General features: G+C 78.5%; 16 protein-coding genes and 1 tRNA gene. 8 read left to right on the top strand and 9 right to left on the bottom strand.

Going from position 1 to position 20,987, the window contains the following annotated elements:
* Positions 1-56 precede the first annotated feature (56 nt).
* On the top strand, positions 57-1,826 hold the full coding sequence (locus tag BM048_RS06065) for a dolichyl-phosphate-mannose--protein mannosyltransferase (protein WP_090031530.1): 1,770 nt from the start codon (positions 57-59) through the stop codon (positions 1,824-1,826).
* A gap of 33 nt (positions 1,827-1,859) precedes the next feature.
* Here BM048_RS06065 and BM048_RS06070 read toward each other — a convergent pair whose 3' ends face one another.
* Positions 1,860-3,182 carry a glycoside hydrolase family 20 zincin-like fold domain-containing protein gene (locus BM048_RS06070; protein ID WP_139224327.1) on the bottom strand — a complete coding sequence of 441 codons (1,323 nt, stop codon included), beginning with the start codon at positions 3,180-3,182 and terminating at the stop codon, positions 1,860-1,862.
* A 140-nt stretch (positions 3,183-3,322) separates the two neighbouring features.
* On the opposite strand from BM048_RS06070, the gene BM048_RS06075 reads away from it, so the two are divergent.
* A complete protein-coding gene (locus tag BM048_RS06075) occupies positions 3,323-3,589 on the top strand; it encodes a GlsB/YeaQ/YmgE family stress response membrane protein (RefSeq protein WP_090031533.1) in 267 nt (88 codons plus the stop codon).
* Between the two features lie 174 nt (positions 3,590-3,763).
* On the top strand, positions 3,764-5,065 hold the full coding sequence (locus BM048_RS06080) for an APC family permease (RefSeq protein WP_090031535.1): 1,302 nt from the start codon (positions 3,764-3,766) through the stop codon (positions 5,063-5,065).
* Here the strand turns inward: BM048_RS06080 and fgd are convergent.
* The 5 genes from fgd to BM048_RS06105 all read right to left on the bottom strand — a co-directional run bounded on the left by fgd (position 5,062) and on the right by BM048_RS06105 (position 9,718).
* The gene (fgd, locus tag BM048_RS06085; protein WP_090031536.1) at positions 5,062-6,081 is read right to left on the bottom strand and encodes a glucose-6-phosphate dehydrogenase (coenzyme-F420); all 1,020 of its coding nucleotides are present in this window, start codon (positions 6,079-6,081) and stop codon (positions 5,062-5,064) included. The genes BM048_RS06080 and fgd overlap by 4 nt on opposite strands.
* Before the next feature lie 130 nt (positions 6,082-6,211).
* Positions 6,212-6,284, bottom strand: a tRNA-Ala gene (locus BM048_RS06090).
* 60 nt (positions 6,285-6,344) lie between these two features.
* On the bottom strand, positions 6,345-7,769 hold the full coding sequence (locus BM048_RS06095) for a hypothetical protein (RefSeq protein WP_139224328.1): 1,425 nt from the start codon (positions 7,767-7,769) through the stop codon (positions 6,345-6,347).
* Between the two features lie 126 nt (positions 7,770-7,895).
* Positions 7,896-8,501, bottom strand: coding sequence for a GNAT family N-acetyltransferase (locus tag BM048_RS06100; RefSeq protein WP_090031539.1), 606 nt, complete (start codon positions 8,499-8,501; stop codon positions 7,896-7,898).
* Positions 8,501-9,718: a molybdopterin molybdotransferase MoeA gene (locus BM048_RS06105; protein WP_090031689.1), complete on the bottom strand. Its 1,218-nt coding sequence runs from the start codon at positions 9,716-9,718 to the stop codon at positions 8,501-8,503. Before BM048_RS06105 ends, BM048_RS06100 begins: the two co-directional genes overlap by 1 nt.
* A 119-nt stretch (positions 9,719-9,837) precedes the next feature.
* On the opposite strand from BM048_RS06105, the gene BM048_RS06110 reads away from it, so the two are divergent.
* The 4 genes from BM048_RS06110 (at position 9,838) to mscL (ending at position 12,920) form a co-directional block, all read left to right on the top strand.
* Complete coding sequence (locus BM048_RS06110) at positions 9,838-10,545, top strand: 5-formyltetrahydrofolate cyclo-ligase (RefSeq protein WP_090031541.1); 708 nt, start codon at positions 9,838-9,840, stop codon at positions 10,543-10,545.
* Positions 10,546-10,657: 112 nt separating this feature from the next.
* Entirely contained in the window at positions 10,658-11,086 is a 429-nt protein-coding gene (locus BM048_RS06115; protein ID WP_090031542.1) for an FmdB family zinc ribbon protein, read from the top strand.
* Between the two features lie 156 nt (positions 11,087-11,242).
* Complete coding sequence (locus BM048_RS18425) at positions 11,243-12,253, top strand: SAF domain-containing protein (RefSeq protein ID WP_239078805.1); 1,011 nt, start codon at positions 11,243-11,245, stop codon at positions 12,251-12,253.
* A gap of 106 nt (positions 12,254-12,359) precedes the next feature.
* Positions 12,360-12,920, top strand: a complete 561-nt coding sequence (mscL, locus tag BM048_RS06125; protein WP_090031544.1) for a large conductance mechanosensitive channel protein MscL — start codon at positions 12,360-12,362, stop codon at positions 12,918-12,920.
* A 410-nt stretch (positions 12,921-13,330) separates the two neighbouring features.
* Here mscL and BM048_RS18110 read toward each other — a convergent pair whose 3' ends face one another.
* From BM048_RS18110 to BM048_RS06145, 3 genes are all read right to left on the bottom strand, one after another.
* Positions 13,331-18,223 carry an ATP-binding protein gene (locus tag BM048_RS18110; protein ID WP_090031548.1) on the bottom strand — a complete coding sequence of 1,631 codons (4,893 nt, stop codon included), beginning with the start codon at positions 18,221-18,223 and terminating at the stop codon, positions 13,331-13,333.
* 634 nt (positions 18,224-18,857) lie between these two features.
* Positions 18,858-19,652 (bottom strand): hypothetical protein, encoded by a 795-nt coding sequence (locus tag BM048_RS06140; protein ID WP_090031550.1) that lies wholly within the window; start codon positions 19,650-19,652, stop codon positions 18,858-18,860.
* A gap of 176 nt (positions 19,653-19,828) precedes the next feature.
* A complete protein-coding gene (locus BM048_RS06145; RefSeq protein WP_090031552.1) occupies positions 19,829-20,641 on the bottom strand; it encodes a TetR/AcrR family transcriptional regulator in 813 nt (270 codons plus the stop codon).
* A gap of 62 nt (positions 20,642-20,703) precedes the next feature.
* Here BM048_RS06145 and BM048_RS06150 point away from each other — a divergent pair, with 62 nt between their 5' ends.
* The gene (locus tag BM048_RS06150) at positions 20,704-20,967 is read left to right on the top strand and encodes an RNA-binding S4 domain-containing protein (protein ID WP_308439509.1); all 264 of its coding nucleotides are present in this window, start codon (positions 20,704-20,706) and stop codon (positions 20,965-20,967) included.
* Positions 20,968-20,987: the final 20 nt, after the last annotated feature.

Below are 20,987 nucleotides of genomic sequence, written 5' to 3' on the forward strand. Positions count from 1 at the left end.
TCACGCCCCGCCACGGGCCCGACGGGCCGCCCGCCCCGCCCGCCTACCATGACCGCGTGCCGGACGAGACGCCGGGCCCCGCCGGCCCCTGGGAACCGACGCCCGCCCGTGCCTCGGCGCCCACGGACCCCGACGAGCGCGCGGCCGAGCACGACGGCGCCGCGGTCGGCACCGCCGTCGAGGCGACCGGCTCGGGCGCGGACACGCCCGTCGAGCCCGACCCCGTCCCCACGCGCGACCGGCTCCTCCTGCGCCTGCTGGGCCCCGCGACCCTCGCCCTGGGCAGCACCCACCGGGACCGCGTCCTGGGTTGGGTCGGGCCGCTCGCCGTCACGGCGCTCGCCGCGGTCCTGCGGCTGTGGCACCTCGGGACGCCGGACTCGCTCGTGTTCGACGAGACGTACTACGTGAAGGACGGGTACGCCCTCACGCAGCTCGGCTACGAGGGCCAGTGGGGCGAGGACCCGAACCCGTCCTTCGAGGCCGGCGACACGTCCGGCCTGTCGACGGCCGGCGAGTACGTCGTGCACCCGCCGGTGGGCAAGTGGCTCATCGGCCTGGGGATCCGGCTCGGCGGGGTCGAGCACCCGTGGGCGTGGCGGTTGTCCGCGGCGGTCGCCGGCGTGCTCGCGGTGCTCGTGCTGGCGCGCGTGGCGCGGCGGCTGCTGGCCTCGACGGCGCTCGGCACGCTGGCGGGCCTGCTCCTGGCGGTCGACGGCATGGCCATCGTCTTCTCCCGCACGAGCCTGCTCGACGGGTTCCTCATGCTGTTCCTGCTGTGCGGCTTCGGCTGCCTCGTCGTCGACCGCGAGGTGGCGCGACGGCGGCTCGCCGACCGCGCGGACGCCGTGCTCGACGCGGGCGGTCGCCTGGGCCTGGGGCCGCGGCTCGGGTTCCGCGGCTGGCGCCTGGCCGCGGCCGTGCTGCTGGGCCTGGCCGTCGCGACGAAGTGGTCGGCGCTGTGGTTCGTCGCGCTGTTCGGGCTGATGACGGTGCTGTGGGACGCCCTCGCCCGGCGGGCGGTCGGCGTGCGGGCGTGGGCGTGGGCCGGGGTCTGGCGGGACGGCGTCGTCGCGAGCCTCGTCGTCGTCGGCACGACCGTCGCCGTCTACGTCGCCTCCTGGTCCGGCTGGCTCCTCACGGCCGGCGGCTACGGGCGGCAGTGGGCGGCGGACCACCCGGGCGAGGGGCTGACGTGGCTTCCCGAGGGGCTGCGCTCGCTCGTGCAGTACCACGTGCAGATGTGGTCGTTCCACACCGGCCTCACGACGCCGCACACCTACCAGGCGCACCCGCTCGGCTGGCTCGTGCAGTGGCGGCCGACGCTGTTCTTCTACGACCAGGACCTCGTCGCGCTGAGCCCGCAGGACGCGCTCGCGGCCTGCGGGGCGGAGCGGTGCACCTCGGCGGTGACGTCGCTGGGGAACCCGCTGACGTGGTGGCTCGGCACCGCGGCGTGCGTCGTCGCCCTCGTCCTGCTGCTGCGCTGGCGGGACTGGCGGGCCGGGGCTGCGCTGGCGGGGGTCGCGGCCGGCTGGCTGCCGTGGTTCGCCTACTCCCACCGCACGATCTTCGCCTTCTACGCCATCGCCCTCCTGCCGTTCCTCGTGCTCGTGCTCGTGCACGTCCTCGGCGTGGCGGTCGGTCCGCGCCCCGCGCCCGACGAGACCGCCGCCGCACGGTCGCGCCGCCTCGTCGTGCGGGTCGTGGCCGGGCTCGTCGTCCTCGTCGTCGCCGTCAGCGCGTTCTTCTACCCGGTCTGGACGGCGTGGACCGTGCCGTTCTCGTTCTGGCACTGGCACGTCTGGATGCCGGGCTGGACCTGACGGGGGCCTGACGCGGCCCGGAGCGAGCTGACGTCAGCGCGCGGGCCGCCCCGGCTCGGCGCGGCCGACCAGCGCCGCCACGGGCAGGCCCAGCCGCCGCCACAGCGGGGGCTGCGCGGCGAGCCGGCGCCGCACGCCCTCGGGGTCGCGCACGACGGCCGGGTCCCAGGCCAGGGCCGCGAGCACCGGCAGGGCCGGCAGCAGGGCAGCCGTCAGCCCGTGCAGGTCGCGCGGGGCGGGCCCGGGCAGCGCGCCGACGACGCCGACGACCCGGTCCGCCGCCGCCCCCGCCGCCGCGAGCGGGTCGAACGCCAGGAGGTCCTCCCAACGGGCGCGGTCCAGCGGCACCCGCAGGAGGACCCCGGCGGCGTCGGCCGGCACCGCCGCCAGGTCGACGGCCGCCGAGAACCCCGGGCCGACCGGCACCTCGACGAGAGCACCCGGCGGCAGCGGCCCGGGCACGACACCGGGCACGGCCCGCACCACCGGCTCCACCCCTGCGGCGGCCAGCCGGTGCAGGCGCGGCGCCAGACCCGGCCCGCTCTCGCCCGCGTGCCCCCAGCCGCCCGCGGCGGCGAGGGCCTCGGGCCCGGCGGGTCCTCCGTGCCGGGCGTCGTCCCCGGGCGCGTCGGTGCCGGCGGGCGCGGCGGGACGGCCGGACGCGGCGCCGTCGTCGGGCCCGTCCACCTCCGGCAGCACGCTGATGCCGCGGGCGTCGGCCAATGCGACGAGCGTCGCCCACTCCCCCGCCGCCGGGCCCCTCGGCCACACCGCCAGTCGCAGGTGGAGGACGTCGAGCTTGTGCAGCGCCAGCAGCTCGACGAGGTGCTGCATCGTCGCGAGGTCCGGCACGCCGGCGCGCACGTCGAGGGCCAGCGCCCGCCACCCGAGCACCGGCCGGTCCTCGACCTCGACGGCCGGCACCACCGCCGTCCCCGCCGGCCCGCGCCGCAGCAGCTGCCGCACCGTCGCGAGGGCGTGCACAAGGCCGTCCCGCGACGCCGCCGCCACGCGCACCCGCCGGGCGTCCGTCACCAGCCGGTAGGACCCGTCGGCGGGCAGGTCGTCCACGAGCTCGAGCACCACCGCACCGGCCGCCGGGACCCGGCTGCCGGGGCCGTGACCTGCCACGTCCAGCCCCACGTCCCTGCCGCCCGCGGCGACCAGCGCACCGGCCCACAGCGTCCCCACGGCCACCGTGCCGGGGTCGTCCGCGACGACCACCCGCGTCGCCGACGAGAGCGCGAAACCGGCGCCCGCCAGGGGGCGCACCATCGCCGGCACCGGCAGCACCCCCGGTGCCCCGGCGCCGCCTCCACCCGCCGCGCTCGCCGCGCCAGCCGCCGTCCCCGTCACGACGTCACCTTCCCCCGTGCGGGGGCAGGCCGCCCGCTCGACGCGCGGACCGGCGCGGCTGGCCGTAATGTCCGATTCCAGCAGGACCCACCCGGGTTCGGCGGACAGGCAGTCGGACCCCGCACCGGAGGAGCACCACCATGACCGTCAGCGGCATCATCAGTGCCATCATCGTCGGCGCCATCATCGGCGCCCTCGGCCGGCTCGTCATCCGCGGTCGTCAGAACATCTCGATCCTCTGGACGATCGTCATCGGCATCGTGGCCGCCCTCATCGGCACCGCGATCGTCGGCCCGATGAGCGACACCAACGGCTTCGACTGGATCGAGCTCATCGTGCAGGTCGCGCTCGCCGCGATCGGCGTGCTCATCTTCTCGAGCCTGCGCGGGCGCGGCGCCACGCGCTGACCCGCCACCACCCGCCGGACCCCTGTCCGGCACCCCGAGGACCCCGGCCGCGGCACCCGCCGCCCGGGGTCCTCGCACGTCCGGGGCCCTCGAGGCTCTGCGCGCGCCGGGCGTGACCGGCGTCGCCGTGCTCCCGGCCGCCCTCCCCGGCGCCGGTCGGGCAGGCTCTGCGGCATGACGCCCGACGAGGACCGCCGGCCGCCCGTCCCGCACCACGGCCGACCACCCGCGACGCCCACCACGCTCGCCCGGCGACTGGGGACCGGGGACGCTGTCGTCCTCGGCCTGGCGTCCATGCTGGGGGCCGGGGTCTTCGGCGCCTTCGGCCCCGCGACCGCCGCGGCCGGCGGCGGGCTGCTGGTCGCGCTGGCCGTGGCAGGGCTCGTCGCGACCGCCAACGCGACCTCGTCGGCGCAGCTCGCCGCGCAGTACCCCACCTCCGGCGGGACGTACGTGTACGGTCGCGAGCGGCTCGGCCCGACCGCCGGCTTCGTCGCGGGGTGGTCCTTCGTCGTCGGCAAGACGGCGTCGTGCGCGGCGATGGCGCTGACCGTGGCGGCCTACCTCGTGCCCGCGCCGGCGCAGCGGCCGGTCGCCGCCCTGCTCGTCGCCGCCCTCACCGGCCTCACCTGCGCCGGCATCACGCGGACGGCCCGCGCGAGCCGCCTGCTCGTGACCCTCGTCCTGCTGGCGCTGGTGGCCGTCGTCGTCACCGCCCTCGCCGGGCCGGCCGCGCACGGGCCTGTCCTCGACGTCACCGGGTCCGGCGCGCTCGGCGTCCTCCAGGGCGCCGGCCTGCTGTTCTTCGCGTTCGCCGGCTTCGCCCGGCTGGCGACGATGGGCGAGGAGGTCCGCGACCCGGAACGCACCATCCCGCGGGCCGTGGTCACGGCGCTGGCGCTGGTCCTCGCGGTGTACGCCGTCGTCGCCCTGGCCCTGCTGCACGCGCTCGGCGTCGACGGGCTCGCCGGCGCGCCCGCACCGCTGCTGACGGTCGCCGCGGAGGGGTCGGCGGGCCTGCCCGTGCTCGTGCGCATCGGCGCTGCGGCCGGCGCGCTCGGCGCGCTGCTGGCGCTCATGACGGGGATCGGCCGCACGACGCTGGCGATGGCGCGCGGCGCCGACCTGCCGCGGACGCTGGCCGCCGTGCACCCGCGGTCGCAGGTGCCCGTGCGGGCGCAGCTCGTGCTCGGCGGCCTCGTGGTCGTCCTCGTGCTCGTCACGGACCTGCGCGGGGCGCTGGGCGCCTCCTCGGCGGGCGTGCTGCTGTACTACGCGGTCGCCAACGCGGCCGCGCTGACGCAGGACCGCGCGCACCGGCGCTTCCCGCGACCGCTGGCCGCCGTCGGCCTCGTCGGGTGCCTGGTGCTCGTCGCGACCCTGCCCGCATACGCGCTCCTCGTCGCCCTGGCCGTGGTCCTCGCAGGCCTCGGCGGGCGCGCCCTCGTCGGGCGCGCCCGCTCCCGGACCCCCTAGCCGAGCGCGCGCAGGCGCGGGGCCAGGTCCTCCTCGAACGCCGTCAGGAACCGGCGCTGGTCGTCCCCGGGCGCGTGGAAGACGAGGTGCGTGAAGCCCGCGTCGACGTAGGGCTTGACCAGCTCCACCGTCTCGTCCGGGTCGCTGGAGACGATCCAGCGCTTCGTCACCTCCTCCAGCGGCAGGGCGTCGGCGGCCTGCTCCATGGCCACCGGGTCGGTCAGCGAGTGCTTCTGCTCCGGGGACAGGGACAGCGGCGCCCAGAACCGCGTGTTCTCGCGGGCGAGCTCGGGGTCCCGGTCGTAGGACAGCTTGATCTCGATGGTGCGGTCGATGCCCGCCACGTCCCGGCCGGCCGCCTCGGCGCCCTCGGCCAGGGCCGGCAGCAGCTTCTCGGTGTAGAGCTCCATGCCCTTGCCCGACGTGCAGATGAACCCGTCCCCGGCACGGCCGACGTACTTGGCGACGACCGGGCCGCCCGCCGCGATGTAGACGGGGATGCCGCCCTCGGGCTTGTCGTACACCGAGGCGTCGTGCGTCGAGTAGTACTCGCCCTCGAACGACACCCGCTCCCCGGCCCACAGCGCGCGCATGAGCGCCACGGCCTCCCGCAGCCGCGCGAACCGCTCCTTGAACTCCGGCCACGTCTGCTCGCCCGCGCCCTGGTACCCGGTTGCGATCTCGTTGAGCGCCTCCCCCGTGCCCACGCCCAGCATGACGCGGCCCGGGTAGAGCACCCCGAGCGTGCCGAACGCCTGCGCGATCACCGCCGGGTTGTAGCGGTAGTGCGGCGTCATGACCGAGGTGCCGAGCTGGATCGTCGACGTCCGCTCGCCCACCGCCGCCAGCCACGCGAGCGAGAACGGCGCGTGCCCGCCGGTGTGCCGCCAGGGCTGGAAGTGGTCGGACACGACGACGGACTCCATGCCGTGCCGCTCGGCCTCCACGCCGAGCTCGACGAGCTCCCGGGCGCCGAACTGCTCCGCCGACGCCTTGAACCCCAGCCTGACCGCCATCGCCCGTCCCTCTCGTCGTCCCTCGTGGTGCGGGCACATCCTCACACCGCGCACCGACACGTGCGGCACGACATCAGCCCGGGACGACCGGAGGCCGGACCCTGACGGGCCCGGCCTCCGGTGCTACGGGTGGAGCTGAGGGGATTCGAACCCCTGACCTTCTCATTGCGAACGAGACGCGCTACCAACTGCGCCACAGCCCCGCGAGCGAGGAAAACCATAGCACCCGACGAGGGGCCGGACGCACACCGGGCGGGCAGCCGTCAGAGCCCCGACGCCCGGCGACGCGCCAGGACGGCGTCCAGGTCGATGCCCCCGGTGGTGCGCGCCGCCGGCTCCGCCTCGACGACCGCACCAGCGCCCGCGCCGGACGCGTCCGCCGACGCACCGGACGTCGCGGCGACGGCCGGCACGGCGTCCGTCAGGGGCTTGGGTTCGCGACGCGGGGCGGCGGCCTTCTGCGTGTAGGTCGGTCGCGGGACGGGGACCGGCTGCCACGCGTCCGCGCCCCCGGCGGACGCGGGAGCGGCTCCGGGGTCGACGAGGCGCCCGCCGACGACGGACTCCCCGCCCGCGACGGGACCAACCGCGGCGGAGGTGACGTCCTCCCCGTCGGGGACCGACCGGGCGCCCGTCGACGAGGCCGCGGCCGTCCCCAGCTCGTCCCCGCTCCGCACGGCGGTGCTGCCGGTCCGGCGGGGACGCTCCACGCCCTCCGCGGGCCGCCCCTCCGCACGCTGCCCCTCCCCGCGCACCGGTGCGAAGACCTCGGTGTCCGCCTGCGAGGGGTGGACGGCCCGCCCGACGACCGTCGCCCCGCGGCCGTCCCGACGCGCGGGGACGCCCTCGTCGCCGGGCGCTCCGAGCGGCTCCGCGGCCGCACCCGCGAGGCGCAGCTGCCACGCCGCCTCGGCGGCACGGCCCGCCACGACGGCCCGCCGGCCGAGCACGAGGACCCCGCCCAGCAGGGCGCCCGGCACCGCGCCGGCCGGCCACGGGACCACCGCGGAGAGCGCGGCGACCAGCGTGCCCACGACGGTGAGCAGCAGCAGCGCACCCGCGAGAACGCCGCGCCGACGGGCGGCGGCGGCACGGCGGGCGCGGGCGGCGGCGTGCGCGGCCCGGGTCTGGGCGGTGCGACGCGCGGCGAGCGCGGTCGCGCGGTCGGCGGTGGCGTAGGGACGGTCCACGCTCGTCGCTCCTGTCGGGCCGGTGGCCCTGCTGGTCGATGTGCTGGTCGATGTGCTGGTCGATGTGCTGGTCGACGTGCTCGTCGGAGTGCTCGCCGAGGTGCTCGTCGGGCTGCCTGTCGGTCTGCTCGTCGGCGCCGAGGTGGCGGGCGTCAGGAGGAGCGGCGCCGCGCCGTGCCCGAGCAGCACCGGGACCGTCGGCCCCGACCCCGCGCCGGGGGCGGTCCCGCGCGCGGGCGTCAGGAGCCCCGCGTGCGGACGTCCGGTGCCCCGGGCGCCCCGCCGCACCGCCGGCAGCTCGGGGGCCCGCCGACCGCCGCGCCGCGGTGCGAGCCGCCGACGGCGGGCCGAGACCGCGACGACCCGGAGGCCGTCGGAGAAGCGGTCGTCGGACCGCGCCTCCAGGAGCTGCTGACGGTGCCGCAGCACGTGCGGCACCGCGTAGGCCAGCCACAGGCCGACGACGCCGAGCGTCGCCAGGCCCGCGATCCCACCCACGCACCGACGGTAGGGGCGCGGCACGCGCCGGTCGGGGACGAGGGCGGCGTGTCGGTCCGCCCGCGCCACGACCAGCCCGACGAACCGCCCGACGACCAGCCCGACGACCCGCGCGACGCAAGGCCGTCAGGCCCCGGCCGCCCGCACCCGCCGCCACCGCTCGAGCAGCCCGCCGGGCACGTCCTCTACGGTGAGGGCGAAGGTCCGGTGGTCGCACCACGCGCCCTGGATGTGCAGGTAGCGCTCGCGCAGGCCCTCGTCGCGGAAGCCGAGCTTCTCCACGACGCGCAGGGACGGGCCGTTCTCCGGGCGGATGTTGATCTCGACGCGGTGCAGGCCCAGGACGTCGAAGCAGTGGTCGGTGACCATGGCGACCGCGGTGGGGATCGTGCCGCGCCCGGCCACGTGCTCGGAGACCCAGTAGCCGATGGACCCCGAGCGCAGCGACCCGTACTGGATGGAGGAGACCGTCAGCTGCCCGACGAGCTCGCCGTCGAGGTCGACCGCGAACGGCAGCGTCGTCCCGGCGCGGGCCTGCGCGGACAGCGACCGCACGAACTGCCCGAACGTCGGCCGCGGTCCCTGGACGAGCACGGGGCTCGTCGCGTCCCACCGCAGCAGCCAGTCGGCGTTGCGCGCGCGCAGCGCCATCCACGCGTGCTGGTCCCGCCACCGCAGCGGGCGCAGCCGCACCCCGCCCTCGACGAGGACCGCCGGCCACCCGGTCGCCATCAGCCCTCCAGCACGAGGCAGTGGACGACCTGGCCCACGCGCACGTCGGTGTCGAGCTCGTTGACGACCGCGAGCGCGTTGGCCTGCGCCAGGGCCGTGGTCGACGGGCGGCCGGGGTCGCCGATCGGCGTGACGACGTAGCCCTCGTCGGGCGTGCCGAGCAGCGTGGCGGGCACGAACTGGCGCAGCCCGGCCGGGGACGGCCACGCCGCCGTGGCCCGCGCCGCGACGGACGGGCGGAACAGCTCCGTGTGCCCGCCCGCCGCCAGCAGGGCGGGCCGCACGAACACCTCGAAGGCGACCTGCGCCGCGACGGGGTGCCCCGGCAGCGCGAACACCGGCACGGGGTCGCCACGGCCCACGTCGGCGCCCAGCGTCCCGAAGCCGTGCCGGCCGCCGGGCGTCATGGCGACCTGGTCCAGGCGCACGGTGCCGTACCCGCCCAGCACGTCCTTGACGGTGTCCTCGGCCAGCTCCGACAGGCCGCCGGTGGTGATGACGACGTCGGCGCGCACGAGCTGGTCCTCGAGGGCCTCGCGCAGCCGGGCGCGGTCGTCGGGGACGACGCCCACGCGGACCGCCGCCGCCCCCGCGTCCCGGACCGCCGCCTGCAGGCCGTGGCCGTCGGCCTCGAAGACGGCGCCGGCGGGGGCATGCGGGCCGAGGACCGGCTCGACGAGCTCGTCGCCCACGGACAGCAGCACCACCCGGGGCGTGGGGTGCACGCGCACGCGCCCCAGCCCGGCCGCCGCCGCCAGCGCGATCGCCCGCGCGCCGAGCCGCGTGCCGGCGGGCAGCACGACCTCCCCCGCGCGCACGTCCGCGCCCGCGGGCCGCACGTGCCGCCCGACGTCGGACGGGCCCTGCAGGGCCACCCGCGCGGCGCCCCGGTCGGTCTCCTCGACGGGGACGACCGTGTCGGCGCCGACGGGCAGCGGCGCACCGCTCGCCACGCGCACCGCCTGGCCGGGCGCCAGGCGCGAGGGCGCGGAGCCGGGACGGGCGTCGTGGGCCACGGGCAGCGTCGCCGCCCCGGTGTCGTGCGCCGCGACCGCGTACCCGTCCCGGCCCGCGGCGGCCAGGGGCGGGACGTCGACGGCCGCGACGAGGTCGGCGGCGAGGATGCAGCCCGACGCGTCGGCGAGCACCACGTCGAGGGGCGCGACGGGTCCGACGGCCGCGAGGACCGTCGTGAGGTGGTCCTGCACCGATCGCATGCGGAGCATCATCGCCGACGGCGGCCGCACCCGCCCGGACGCCGCGCGCGGGGCGGGCGGCGGGTGCGCGGGGCCGAGCGTCCCGCGCCGGTTCTCGACCGCCCTGCGAGACTGGGGCCATGAGCAGAGGGGCCCAGCCGCACCCGGTCGTCCTCGACGGGGACGAGATCGAGGACGTCAAGGACCGGTGGCGCGAGGCGGTCCGGGAGACGCGCCGGCAGCGGTCGCCGCGGGCGCGGCAGGAGGCGGCGCGGGCCCTGGCCGCGGTGGTCAGGGGGATCCCGGCGGTCGCCGACGCCCGCTGCGTGGCCTGCTACGCCGCGCGCCCGGGCGAGCCGGACACCGTCCCCCTGCTCGAGGCCCTCGCGGCCCGCGGCGTGCGCGTGCTCCTGCCGGTGCTGGGGACGAACCTGCGCCGCGACTGGGCCGAGTACCAGGGCGCGGAGGACCTGCGCGAACGCGCGCCGGGACGTCCGCCCGAACCGTCGGGGCCCTCGCTGGGACCGGCCGCCCTCGCCGACGCCGACGTCGTGCTCGCCCCCGCGCTGGCCGTGGACTCGCGCGGGTCGCGGCTCGGGCAGGGCGGCGGGTGGTACGACCGCGTGCTGGCCGACGCCCGGCCGGGCGTCCCGGTCATCGCGCTCGTGCACGACGAGGAGGTCTACGACGCCACCGTCCACCCGGTGCCGGTGCAGCCGCACGACCGCGGGGTCGACGCGGTGGCGACGCCGTCGGGGTGGCGCCCGCTCGGGCAGGAGGGCGCGACGGTCGACGGCGAGGTCGACGGGAACGGCGACGGGGAGGGTGAGGGCACCGGCGGGCGTTAGCATTGGCACTCGGACCGTGCGAGTGCCAACGGGCGCGGCCCGGCGGGCGCCCCGCCGGCCGGTGCGACCGGGGCGCGCACGCCCCAGGCCCGACGACCCCGCAGGAGACACAGTGCCCACCTACGCCTACCGCTGCACGGAGTGCGGTCATGCGTTCGAGATCCAGCAGGCCTTCACCGACGAGTCGCTGACGGAGTGCCCTACGTGCGCGGGCCGCCTGCGCAAGGTGTTCTCCGCCGTCGGCGTCGTCTTCAAGGGGTCGGGCTTCTACCGCAACGACGCGCGGTCCGGCGCCTCGAAGGGCACGGGCTCGTCGTCCGGCGGCTCCTCCGGGGGCTCCTCCGGCAACGGGTCGTCCGGGTCCGGGTCCGACTCGTCCGGGTCGTCGTCGGGCGCGGGGTCCTCGGGGTCCGGCGCGTCGGGCTCGGGATCCTCCGGCTCGACGAGCGCGTCGTCCTCGTCCGGCTCCTCGTCCGGGGGCGGGTCGGGGTCCTCCGGCGGCGCGTCGTCCTCGTCGGGCGCCGCGAAGAAGCCCGCCTGACCCGTCGGGCCGCCGGGTCCGCCGGCTGCGTCCTGCCGACGGGCGGCTCACGCACGGGCGCGTCGAGCCGTCCCCAGCCCTCGCCACGAGTGCTCACCGCACGAGACGTGCGGGCAGCGCCGGGACCCGTCGGTCCGCCGCCCTAGCGTCCGCCGCGTGCAGCGGACCAGGGACCAGCAGACCGGTGGCGACGGGCCGACCAGCGACCGCGGCCACGGGAGGCGGCGCCCGCGGTCGGCGCCGGTGCGGCTGCCCGTCGTGCCGCCGCACCGCGCGAGCACCCGCAGCCGGGTCCGTGTGCTGCTGTGGCGGGCGCGGGTGCCGGCCGCTGCTCTGCTCGCGGGCGTCGCGGTGGCGTCCGCGCTCGCCGCGGTGCGCCCCGCGGACCCGCCGACGGTGCCGGTCGTCGTGGCGGCCCGCGCGCTGCCGCGCGGCGCGGTGGTCGCCGCCGCGGACGTCCGGGTCGCCGCACTGCCCCGGGGCACCGCACCGTCGGGCGCCTGGGCACGTCCCGATGACGTCGTCGGCCGGATCGGCGCGGTGGCGGTGCCCGTCGGCCTGCCCCTCGTGCCGGACCTGCTGCTCGACGGGGCCGCCGCCCCGCCGGGCACCGTCGTGGCGGCCGTCCCCGTCGCCGACGCCGCCATGGCGGCCTACCTGGTGCCGGGCATGAGGGTCGACGTGCTCGCTCCGGCCGCGCCGACGACCGACGCCGTCGGCACGGCGGGCAGCTCGGTCCCGTCCGCGACGGTCGAGGACGGCGGCACGTCCGGCCCCGCGGTCGCGGCCGACACGGAGGCTGAGGCGGAGGCTGAGGCGGAGGCTGAGGCCGATGCGGCGGCAGCGCTGCCGGACCCGGCGGACGTCGTCACCCCGGGTGGGACGGGTCCCGGCCCGCGTGACGCCACCTCCTCCGGCCCGGCCGGCGCCCGCCTGGCCACGGCGGCGTTCGTGCTGCCGCCTCCCGCCGGGTCGGGGGGCGGCACCGCGGGCGCCGCGGGCTCGGGAGGCGGCCTGGTCGCCGGGCTCGCCGGTCCCGATGCCGGCGGGGGCGGCGGCAGCGCCGTCGTGGGCGGGTCCGTGCTGCTCGCGGTGGCACCGGCGGAGGCCGAGGTGCTCGTCGCCGCCGCCGCGACCGGCGGCCTGACGGTGCTCGTCGTGCCATGATCGCCGCCGTCGTCACCCGTCCGGGTGCGGACGCCCACCGGGGGGCCGGCGTGCGTCCTGCCCCCGGTCGCGGCCGACCCGCCATTCGAGCACAGGAGGACACCCCATGACCGCTCCCGCCACCCGCGGCTACGAGGCGGCGCGCGAGTCGCTCGGCGCCGTCGGCAAGGTGCTGCAGGGCTTCCGCGAGTTCATCGCGCGCGGCAACGCGATCGAGCTCGCGGTCGGCGTCGTCATCGGCAGCGCGTTCACCGCGATCGTCACCGTGCTGACGACCGCGTTCGTCAGCCCGCTGATCGGCTGGGTCTTCGGCACCCCGAGCCTGGCCACCGGCTGGAAGATCGGGCCCTACAGCTGGTCGGACGACGCGGACCCGATCGACGCGGGCGCCATCGTCAACGCCCTCATCAGCTTCCTCCTGACGGCCGCCGCCGTGTACTTCCTCATCGTGCTGCCGCTCAACGCGCTCGCCGCCCGCCGCAAGAGCGGTCAGGCCGACGAGCCGAAGGCCCCGGCGGAGGACGTCTTGCTGCTCCAGGAGATCCGTGACCTGCTCGCCGCGCAGGCCACCCCGGCCCTGCGCAACGACACCGCGGCGGCCCCGGGGACGGTCGCCGGCGGCCCGGCGGCCCCGCCGACGCCGCGAGCCACCCCGCCGCAGGCCTGACGGACGCCTCGACCTTCGACGGCCGTGCCGCGAGGGGGTGGACCGCGCCGTGCCGGCCCGTACCTCGCGTGCCTCGTCGTGCCTCGTCGTCGGCCGACGTCACCAGTGGGGCGGCCGCTCCCGCGTGATGCGCTCGTCGTCGGCCGTGTCCGGCGCGCCCCAGCCGACGTCCGAGTCGTCCGGGCTGTGCGGCAGCCCGGACGACGACCTCGGCGGCGTGAGGGCGTCCCGCGGGGGCCGGTGCCCCTCGTCGGGGTCCGGTGCAGGTGCAGGTGCAGGTGCAGGTGCAGGGAGGCTCGCGCGGAGCACGGACTCGTCGTCGCCGACCGTGCCGGCCGGGCGCACGGCCCGGCGCGACCCGCGCCGCGTGGGGCGCGACGGGCCGTGATCGGACGCCGGACCCTGCCCGGTCAGGACAGCGCCCGCACGATCGCGGCGCGCACGGCCTGGTCGATGCGGAAGCTGCGGCGGGTGACGCCGAGCTCGGCCCGCAGCGCGTCGGCGAGCTCCTCCCGCGAGCGGTCGAGCCCGTCGGACCGCAGCCAGGCGAGCAGGTCGTCGAGCTGGTCGTCCGAGTAGGCGCTGATGGGCAGGCCGGGACGGACGTCCGGTCGGGGCAGGACCGGGACGGCCAGCGTCGGCTGCTCGACGAGCACCAGCCGCGCCGCGGCGGGACGTCGGGCCGACGCCGGCTCAGCGCCCGGCCCGCCACCCGCCGGCCCGTCACCCGCCGGCGCCGCGGCCGCGGTCGCCGCCGCCGCCTCCCGGGTCGCCGGAGCCGCGTCGACGACCGCCGCGGCCGCGGCCGTGGTCGCGGGGGCCTCGCCAGTGGTCGTCGCGTCCGCCTCGGCGGTCGTCCGGTGCGCGTCCTCCGACCCCACCGTCGCCGACCCGGCGCTCGACGAGCCGGGCTCGACACCCTCGGGCTCGACGCCCTCCGGCTCGACGTGCTCGGGCTCGGCGCCCTCCGGCTCGACGCCCTCCCCATCGACGTCCGTCGGTGCCGTCGGGGGCGCCAGCGGGTCCAGCACCTCGTCGGGCTCGTCGTCGACCGGGACGGGCACGACGGCCACGGTGCCGGTCTGCGCCGCGCGTTGCGCCGTCGGCGCGGGGACCAGCGCGTGCACGGCGCGGCGGATGCGGTCCACCTCGGCCGCGGGGTCGAGGAACGCCGCCGCCGACCACACCCGCACGACGGACCAGCCGAGCCGCTCGAGCCGCTCGGGCACCTGCCGGTCGCGGACGCGCACGCTCGGCTCGGCGACGTAGGCGGCGTCGTCGGTGAGCACGGCGACCAGCAGGCGGTCCGGCACGTCCGGGTGCCCCACCGCCAGCGGGATGCGCGTGCCCCCGGGGATCCCGTGGTCGACGACCACCGTGAGCCCGTGCCGCCAGAGCCGGTCCGCCAGGTCGAGGACCAGGCGGTCCGGCACGCCGGGGACGTCCTCGCGCGGGGCAGCACCGGCAGGGCCAGCCGTCGCGTCGTCGCCGCCCGCCCGGGCCCGGGACCCGCCTGACGCCGCCGCGTGCTCGCCCCGGGGCGCGGAGGCGTCGGCGACGGCCTCGTCGGACGCGGCGCGGCTGACGGACCCCACGACCGCCGCGGCCGCCGCGATGGCGGACCCCGCCGGGGCGGTCGCGTCGGCGACGTCGGGCAGCGGCTCCCACGTCCGGGTGCTGCCGCCCGCACGGTCGCGGGCGAACGCGAGCAGGTCGCGCAGGAGGTGCGCCCCGGGGCCGCGGGTCCGGTGCGGGTCGAGGTCGTCGGCGCCGAAGCAGCTGACCACCGTCAGCCGGCGGCGGGTGGCGGCGAGGGTGTCGAGCAGCAGCCGCTCGCCCCCCGGCGCGCTGACGGGGCCGAAGCGGTGCAGGACCCGGCGGTGCGGGGTGCGGCCCAGGCCCAGCGACAGCACGACGGCCTCGCGCCGCAGCCCGGCGACGTTCGTGACGTCCGTGACGAGGAACGGCTCGGGCCGGGCCGCGTCGAAGAACGCGCCCAGCGCGGGGTTGTCGCGCACCTCGGACAGCACCGCCTCGGCCACGCGCTCCGCGTGCACCGGGGACACCGTGACCACCGCGAGGGACTCCGCCGGCCGCGTCAGCGCGTGCGAGATGACGAGGTCGACGACCCGCTCGACCTCCTCGCGCGTCGACTCCACCGTGCCCGTGGCCTCCGACGGCATGCCGGTGCCGTCGACGACCTCGTGGTGCACGAGCGGCTCCGTCGTCGGCAAGGGTGTCGCGCGCAGGACGCCGCCGTACCCGTGCCGGGCCAGGAAGTCGGTGAGGTAGGGGTCGCGCCGCGAGGCGTCGGCGGGGATGGACACGGACGGCAGGACCTCCGCCAGCTCCGCCACCGCGGACCCCGGCGCGCACCGCGCGTCCCCGACGACGACGACCTGCCGCCCCCGCGCCAGCGCCGACAGCGTCACCTCGACGTGCAGGTCCGCGGCGGCGTCGAGCACGACGAGGTCGACGCACCGCGCCGCGGGCAGCACCTGCGGCACGAGCATGGGACTCGCCGCCACGACCGGCCGCAGCCGCGGCGCCACGTCGGGGTGCGCCGCCACCGTCTCGCGCAGGGAGTGCAGCCGCTCCTCCACCAGCTCGGCGAAGAGGCTCTCGACCTGCTGGGGGTGCGCGGCCACGGCCGCGCGCACCCCGCGGACGACCGCGCCGAGCACGGGCCCGGACAGCGACGCCACGTGCGAGCGGTCCAGCGCCGCGTACCGCGCCGCGAGCGCCCCGAGCGCGACCCCGTCCTGCCCGGCGAGCGCAGGGTCGTCGCCGAGCACGCCCTCGAAGACGGTGGACCACCACGCGAGGTCGAGCTCCGCCGCGGCCAGCCCCGCCCCCACCCGGCGGTCGGTGAGGTCGGCGACGAGGTCGCCGAGCCCCGCGGCCCGCAGGCGGTGCAGCACGACCGTGCGCTCCGGCAGCCCGACGAGCCCGGCCGCACCGGCCCGCAGCCGCTCCAGGCGCGCGACGAGGTCGGGCAGCGGCGTGCGCGCCAGGTCACCGCCCTCGGGCGTGCCGGCCAGCACGTGCGCGAGCGCCTGGACGTCCGCGCGGACGCCGGCGTGCTCCTCGACGACCTGCTGCAGGGCCTCGGGCAGCCGCGGCCACCCGCCGGACGGGCAGCGCGCCTGCCACGCGTCGCGCTGCTCCTGCACGCGCACGAGCGCGGCGTGCAGGTCCGCGACCGGCCGGCCGAGCCGCACCATGTCGCGCGCCTGGCGGCGCAGCCGGCGGCGGGTCCAGAAGCCGAGCGTCACGCCGTGGCTCTCGCGCCACGCGCGGTCGGCGGTGGCGGCGACGAGGTCGGCGGCCGTCCGCTCGAACACGAGCGGCACGAACGTGTCGAGCGAGGTGCGGATGTCCTCGAGCAGCGCGAGCTGCTCGGCCCAGCCGGCCAGCGTCGTCGCGGGCGCGAGCCCCGTCTCGGCCGCCACGGCCGCGACGTGCCCGCGCAGCGCGGGCAGCCCGGTGTCCAGCAGCCGGTCCAGGCGGTGCCGGGCGACGTCGGCCTCGTCGTCGGTCCGCAGGTCGGCGCCGTACCAGGGGCTCGCCGCGGCGCGCGGCGTGAAGGCGTCCAGAGCGGCGGCCCGGGCCAGGTCGGCACCCAGGGCGGCCCGGCGCTCGGCACCGAGCGCCGCGGCGACCGCGCGCGGCAGCCGGACGCGCGTCCGGGGGGCCGGCCGGGCGGCCGTGAGGCGCGCGAGCTCCTGCAGCGCGTCGTAGGCCGACACGCCCCACGGCTCCCGGACCGCGTGCAACCCGACGACCCCGGCCCGCAGCCGCTCGCGGTGCGCGACGAGCTCCGTGCGCAGGGAGGCGAGCCCGGCCTCGTCGACGACGGGCTCCTCGAGCGTGAGGGCGCCGAGCAGGCGGCGGGAGGCGGTGGCGCGCCAGCCGGCGTCCGGCGCGACGTCGAGCAGCAGGTCGCCGACACCCAGCGCGTCGAGCCGCGCGGCCAGCGCCGCCGCGGCCCGCCGGTGCCCGGGCACGTAGAGCACGGTGCGGCCGGAGGCGGCGGCGTCCGTGACGAGCGCGGCGACCGTGCCCGTGGTGTCGGCGCCGGCGGGGGCGTCGACGAAGAGGTGGGCGCCCGTCGCCACGACGTCGAGCACGTGCTGCTGCGCCGGGTCGAGGTCGCCGACGCCGCGCTCCGCCCCCGGGTCGCGGTCACCCCGCACGGGCTCCGGCAGCGGCCGGCGGACCGCGGCGGCGGCGTCCTCCACACCGGCGAGGGCGGCGAGCACCTCGTGCCCGGGGACGAGGTCGGTCAGCGCGTCGAGGTCGTCGACGAGCACCTGGCCCGGGTGCACGAAGGCCCCGACGACCACGCGCTCGGCCAGCGCGAAGCCCGGGAGCACGGCCGCCCCCAGCGCCTCGACGCGGGCGAGCGCGGGCCCGGCGTCGAACCGGCCGCCGTCGAAGGTGCCGCGCGCCAGCGCGGCGGGGTCCAGCAGCGCACCGCGCGAGCGCAGCGCCCGGGCGAGCACCGGGTTGAGCTCGACGGCGGGCTCGAGCTCGAGCTCGTGGTCGCTCTCCGCCGTGCCCCGGGGGCGCAGCGTCACCGGTCGGAGCAGCACGGGGGCGCGCACGGTCCGCGGCGCCGGGGTCGCCGCAGCCGGCGCCCCCGTCCCCTCTGCGCCCGGCAGGGGCGCGGCGTCCGCCCCGCTCGCGTCCGCCGGGGCGGCCGCGGCCCCGTCCCCGACCGCGGACGCCAGGACGTCGAGGTCGTCACCGGGAGCGCCCGTCGCGCCGTCGTCGGTCCAGGTCGCCACGCCGATCGCCAGGTAGGTCGGCGCGATGCCCCACCGCTGCGCGAACGCGGCCGCACGCGTGCTGACCGCGCGCGCCCGTCGCCGGGCCGTCGCGGCCGCACCGCCCTCGCGGACGAGGCTCGACAGCCGGGTCGGCCGGCCCGCGAACAGCTGCGCCATGCCCGACGGGTGGGCGGAGGACAGGTCGAGCGCCGCGTCGCCGAGGAGGTCGACATCGGCCAGCGTCGACCCGCCGGCGAGCTCGACGAGCCCGGCGCGCCACGTGGCGACCGCGCCCTCGACGAGCTCCGCGTCGGAGGGCGGCGCCACGAGCGCGACGACCGCGTCACCCGCCCGGTCCGTGGACGTGGTCGTCGACGCGGCGGCGGCGTCCGTGCCGACGGCGCTGTCCGACGACGGTGCGGCCTCGTCGGCAGCGGGGTGGGGGAGGGTGCCGTCGGCGGCCGGACGGGCCCCGCCGGACGGCCCGCCGTCCTGCGGACCCGGGCGCGGGGTGCGGGCGGGGACGATCATGGCTGCACGCTACGGGCGGACGTGGCCCGCGCCGGGGAAGCACGCCGTGGTGCCCGGGCACGAGCCCGTCCGCGCGACCGGCCCCCGAGCGCGAGTCCGCCCCGCACGACGACGGCCCGCCCGCGGGGCAGCGGGACGGGCCGGAGATGAGAGACGGTGCGCACCGCGCAGGGGGCAGGCGATGCGCACCGTCCGGAGAGATGGTGCCCTCCCCAGGGGCACCCTGTCCAACCCCTGCCGGGGCCGAGGTCCATGTCGTCGCATGAGACCTGCCTCACACCGCGGCTCGCGCGCCTACCGAAACGGTTCTGCGACGGTGTCATCCGTTGCCGGACACCCGTGTCCGCCTGACGTGCGCAGACGTCCCCACGGCGGCCGCGAGGAGGGCCACCGGCACGCGCGCCGCACGGCCCCTGCGACGACCCCCTCGCACCACGCCCTCCCTCCCGGGGGACCCCGGCGCGACGAGGGGCCCGCGCCGCACTCCCGAGCCGCTGGAGCGGACCTTGTTTCTCCCGTCGGAGAGATGCCCGTGCGTACGCACCGTGGATCGAGTCCTCCGCGTGACCCGGCGCGGCGGACTCCTCGCCTGCGGGCGGGGCGCGCCGCGCCGACCCTGCCGCGTGCCGGGTCGTCAGGCGCCGTCGCGCGGCTCCCAGTCGGGGTCCGGCTCGGTGAAGCGCTCGACGAGGGCCACCACGGCCAGCGCCACGACGTGCCACTCCTCGTCGCCGTCCGGCCCCGGCAGCGTCGTCACGACGTCCAGCTCGGCGCTGACGGACCGCCGCAGCGCGAACCCCTCGACCACGGCCGCACCCGCCGTCGCCAGGGTGCGGCAGGAGGGGACGTGCGCGCGGAGCCGGAAGCCCGCGGTCCCGAGCAGCAGCTCGTAGAACTGCGCGGTGCGCCCGATGAAGGCGTCCTCGGCCGCCTCGAGCGCCGTCTGCACACGAGCCCGCGCGGCGGCGTCGCGCAGTCCGGTGCCCGTGGCGGTCAGGGCGACGAAGGTGTCCCACTGCGCGGCCGCCGTGAGGTCCTCGTACGTCCGTCTCGTCGCGTCCCGCAGGACGGCGTGCAGCAGGGCGCGGCGCCCGTCCACGTCCCGCCGCACGGGTGCGGCCGAGGCGAGCCGCGCCCGCGTGGCCGCGCCGACGTCGTCGAAGAAGGACGCGGCCCCCTGCCACGCCGGCCCCGCGAGCTCGCACAGCAGGTCGAGCGCGAACGCCTCCTTCGTCGGCCACGCGCGGTAGGCGGTGGTCCGCGCCACGCCCGCGGCCCGGACGACGTGGTCCAGCGGCGGCAGGCCGGGCACGACCGCGAGCCCGCCGGCCTCGACGACCATGCGCGTGGCGGCGTCGAGCATGCGCCGCCGCACCGGCAGGTCGACGTCGTCCGCCCTCTCGGGGTCCGGTGGTACGGCCTGTCCCACGTCGGGGCCCGTTGTCGCATCCGGCGCCGGTTCTCGGTAGGGTCCCGCCAGGTCCTCCCGCGCAGGGGGCGGCGGGGACCCGGCCGCGGGGGCGGGGCCGGGCACGCCCGAGCCCGCCCCCGCGGCCCTCTCCGTCACCGGTCCCACGGTCAGCCCCGCCGTCGGCCCCGCGTCCGTCACCGCACGGCCTCCCGCTCGGCGAGGTGGACGAGGTAGTCCGCCAGCGCGACGTCCGGGTCGTAGTCCGGCACCGGCTCGGTCAGCCCCTCGACGACGGACAGCATGGTCAGCGCGACGAGGTGCCACTCCTGCGGCCCGTCGGGCCCGTCGACGACGACCACCCGGTCCGAGGAGTCCGGCGACAGCAGACGCCGGACGCCGAACCCCTCGACCACGGAGGCAGCGGCCGTGGCGACCGTCGCCCACCCGCGCACGTGCGGGCGCAGCCGGCGGCCGAGCACGACCCCGAGGCCCGCCCACATCGCGGCCATGTGCTCGACCAGCGCCGCCTCCGAGGCCCGCAGCACGCGCTCGACGCGCACCCGGTCGGCCGCCCGGGGCAGGTGCTGCACCGCGGCGACGACGGCCACCCACGAGCGCCACTGCACGGACCGCACGAGCCCCTGGTAGTCGACGAGGGCGGCCCGGCGCACGAGCTCCTCGAGCACCGCGGACCGCCCCTCCGCGGTCCCCAGGTCCCGCAGGCGCCCTGCCACGACGCGCCGCGCCAGGAGCACGGCGTCCTCGTCGTAGGGCGAGGGGCCCTGCCACCCCGGCCCGGCCAGCTCCCGCAGCAGGTCGACGTAGAACGCCTCCCGGCCGGACCACTCCCGGTACACGGACGTGCGCGCGACGCCGGCCTCGCGGACCACCGCGTCGAGCGCGAGCGTGTCGGCGGTGACGGCCAGCCCGCCGGCCTCCTCGACCAGCCGCAGCGCCGCGTCGAGCAGCCGTCGTCGCAGCGCGGCCCCGCGCTCCTCGTCGGGCACGTCTCCACCTCCTCGACGGGTGAACCTACTCGCCGCCCGGCGGGGGACGGCACACTCGTCCCGTGCCGACCACACCTCCCGCCGACCGACACCTCCCCTCCCCCGACCCCGGGCACCGGGACCCGATCCGTGACCCGATCCGCCTCGGGCAGCTCCTCAAGCGCGAGGACGTGGTCGAGACCGGCGGGGACGTCCGCGCCCTGCTCGCCGACGACGCCGTCCGCGTCAACGGAGAGGTCGAGGTCCGGCGGGGGCGGCAGCTCGCGCCGGGCGACGTCGTCGAGGTCGACCTGCCCGCCGGCGTCCGGCGCCTCGTCGTGCCCTGACGCGTCGCCCACCGAGCAGC

Origin of the sequence: Cellulomonas marina, from assembly GCF_900111925.1 — a bacterium.
Taxonomy (GTDB): domain Bacteria; phylum Actinomycetota; class Actinomycetes; order Actinomycetales; family Cellulomonadaceae; genus Cellulomonas; species Cellulomonas marina.

What these genes read in the sequence shown, in the direction of transcription:
- BM048_RS06100 (WP_090031539.1), bottom strand. Translation starts at nt 8,501, where the DNA reads ATGGCGACCGGGTGGCCGGCGGTCCTCGTCGAGGGCGGGGTGCGGCTG.
- BM048_RS06075 (WP_090031533.1), top strand. Translation starts at nt 3,323, where the DNA reads ATGACCGTCAGCGGCATCATCAGTGCCATCATCGTCGGCGCCATCATC.
- BM048_RS06080 (WP_090031535.1), top strand. Translation starts at nt 3,764, where the DNA reads ATGACGCCCGACGAGGACCGCCGGCCGCCCGTCCCGCACCACGGCCGA.
- fgd (WP_090031536.1), bottom strand. Translation starts at nt 6,081, where the DNA reads ATGGCGGTCAGGCTGGGGTTCAAGGCGTCGGCGGAGCAGTTCGGCGCC.
- BM048_RS18110 (WP_090031548.1), bottom strand. Translation starts at nt 18,223, where the DNA reads ATGATCGTCCCCGCCCGCACCCCGCGCCCGGGTCCGCAGGACGGCGGG.
- BM048_RS06105 (WP_090031689.1), bottom strand. Translation starts at nt 9,718, where the DNA reads ATGCGATCGGTGCAGGACCACCTCACGACGGTCCTCGCGGCCGTCGGA.
- mscL (WP_090031544.1), top strand. Translation starts at nt 12,360, where the DNA reads ATGACCGCTCCCGCCACCCGCGGCTACGAGGCGGCGCGCGAGTCGCTC.
- BM048_RS06110 (WP_090031541.1), top strand. Translation starts at nt 9,838, where the DNA reads ATGAGCAGAGGGGCCCAGCCGCACCCGGTCGTCCTCGACGGGGACGAG.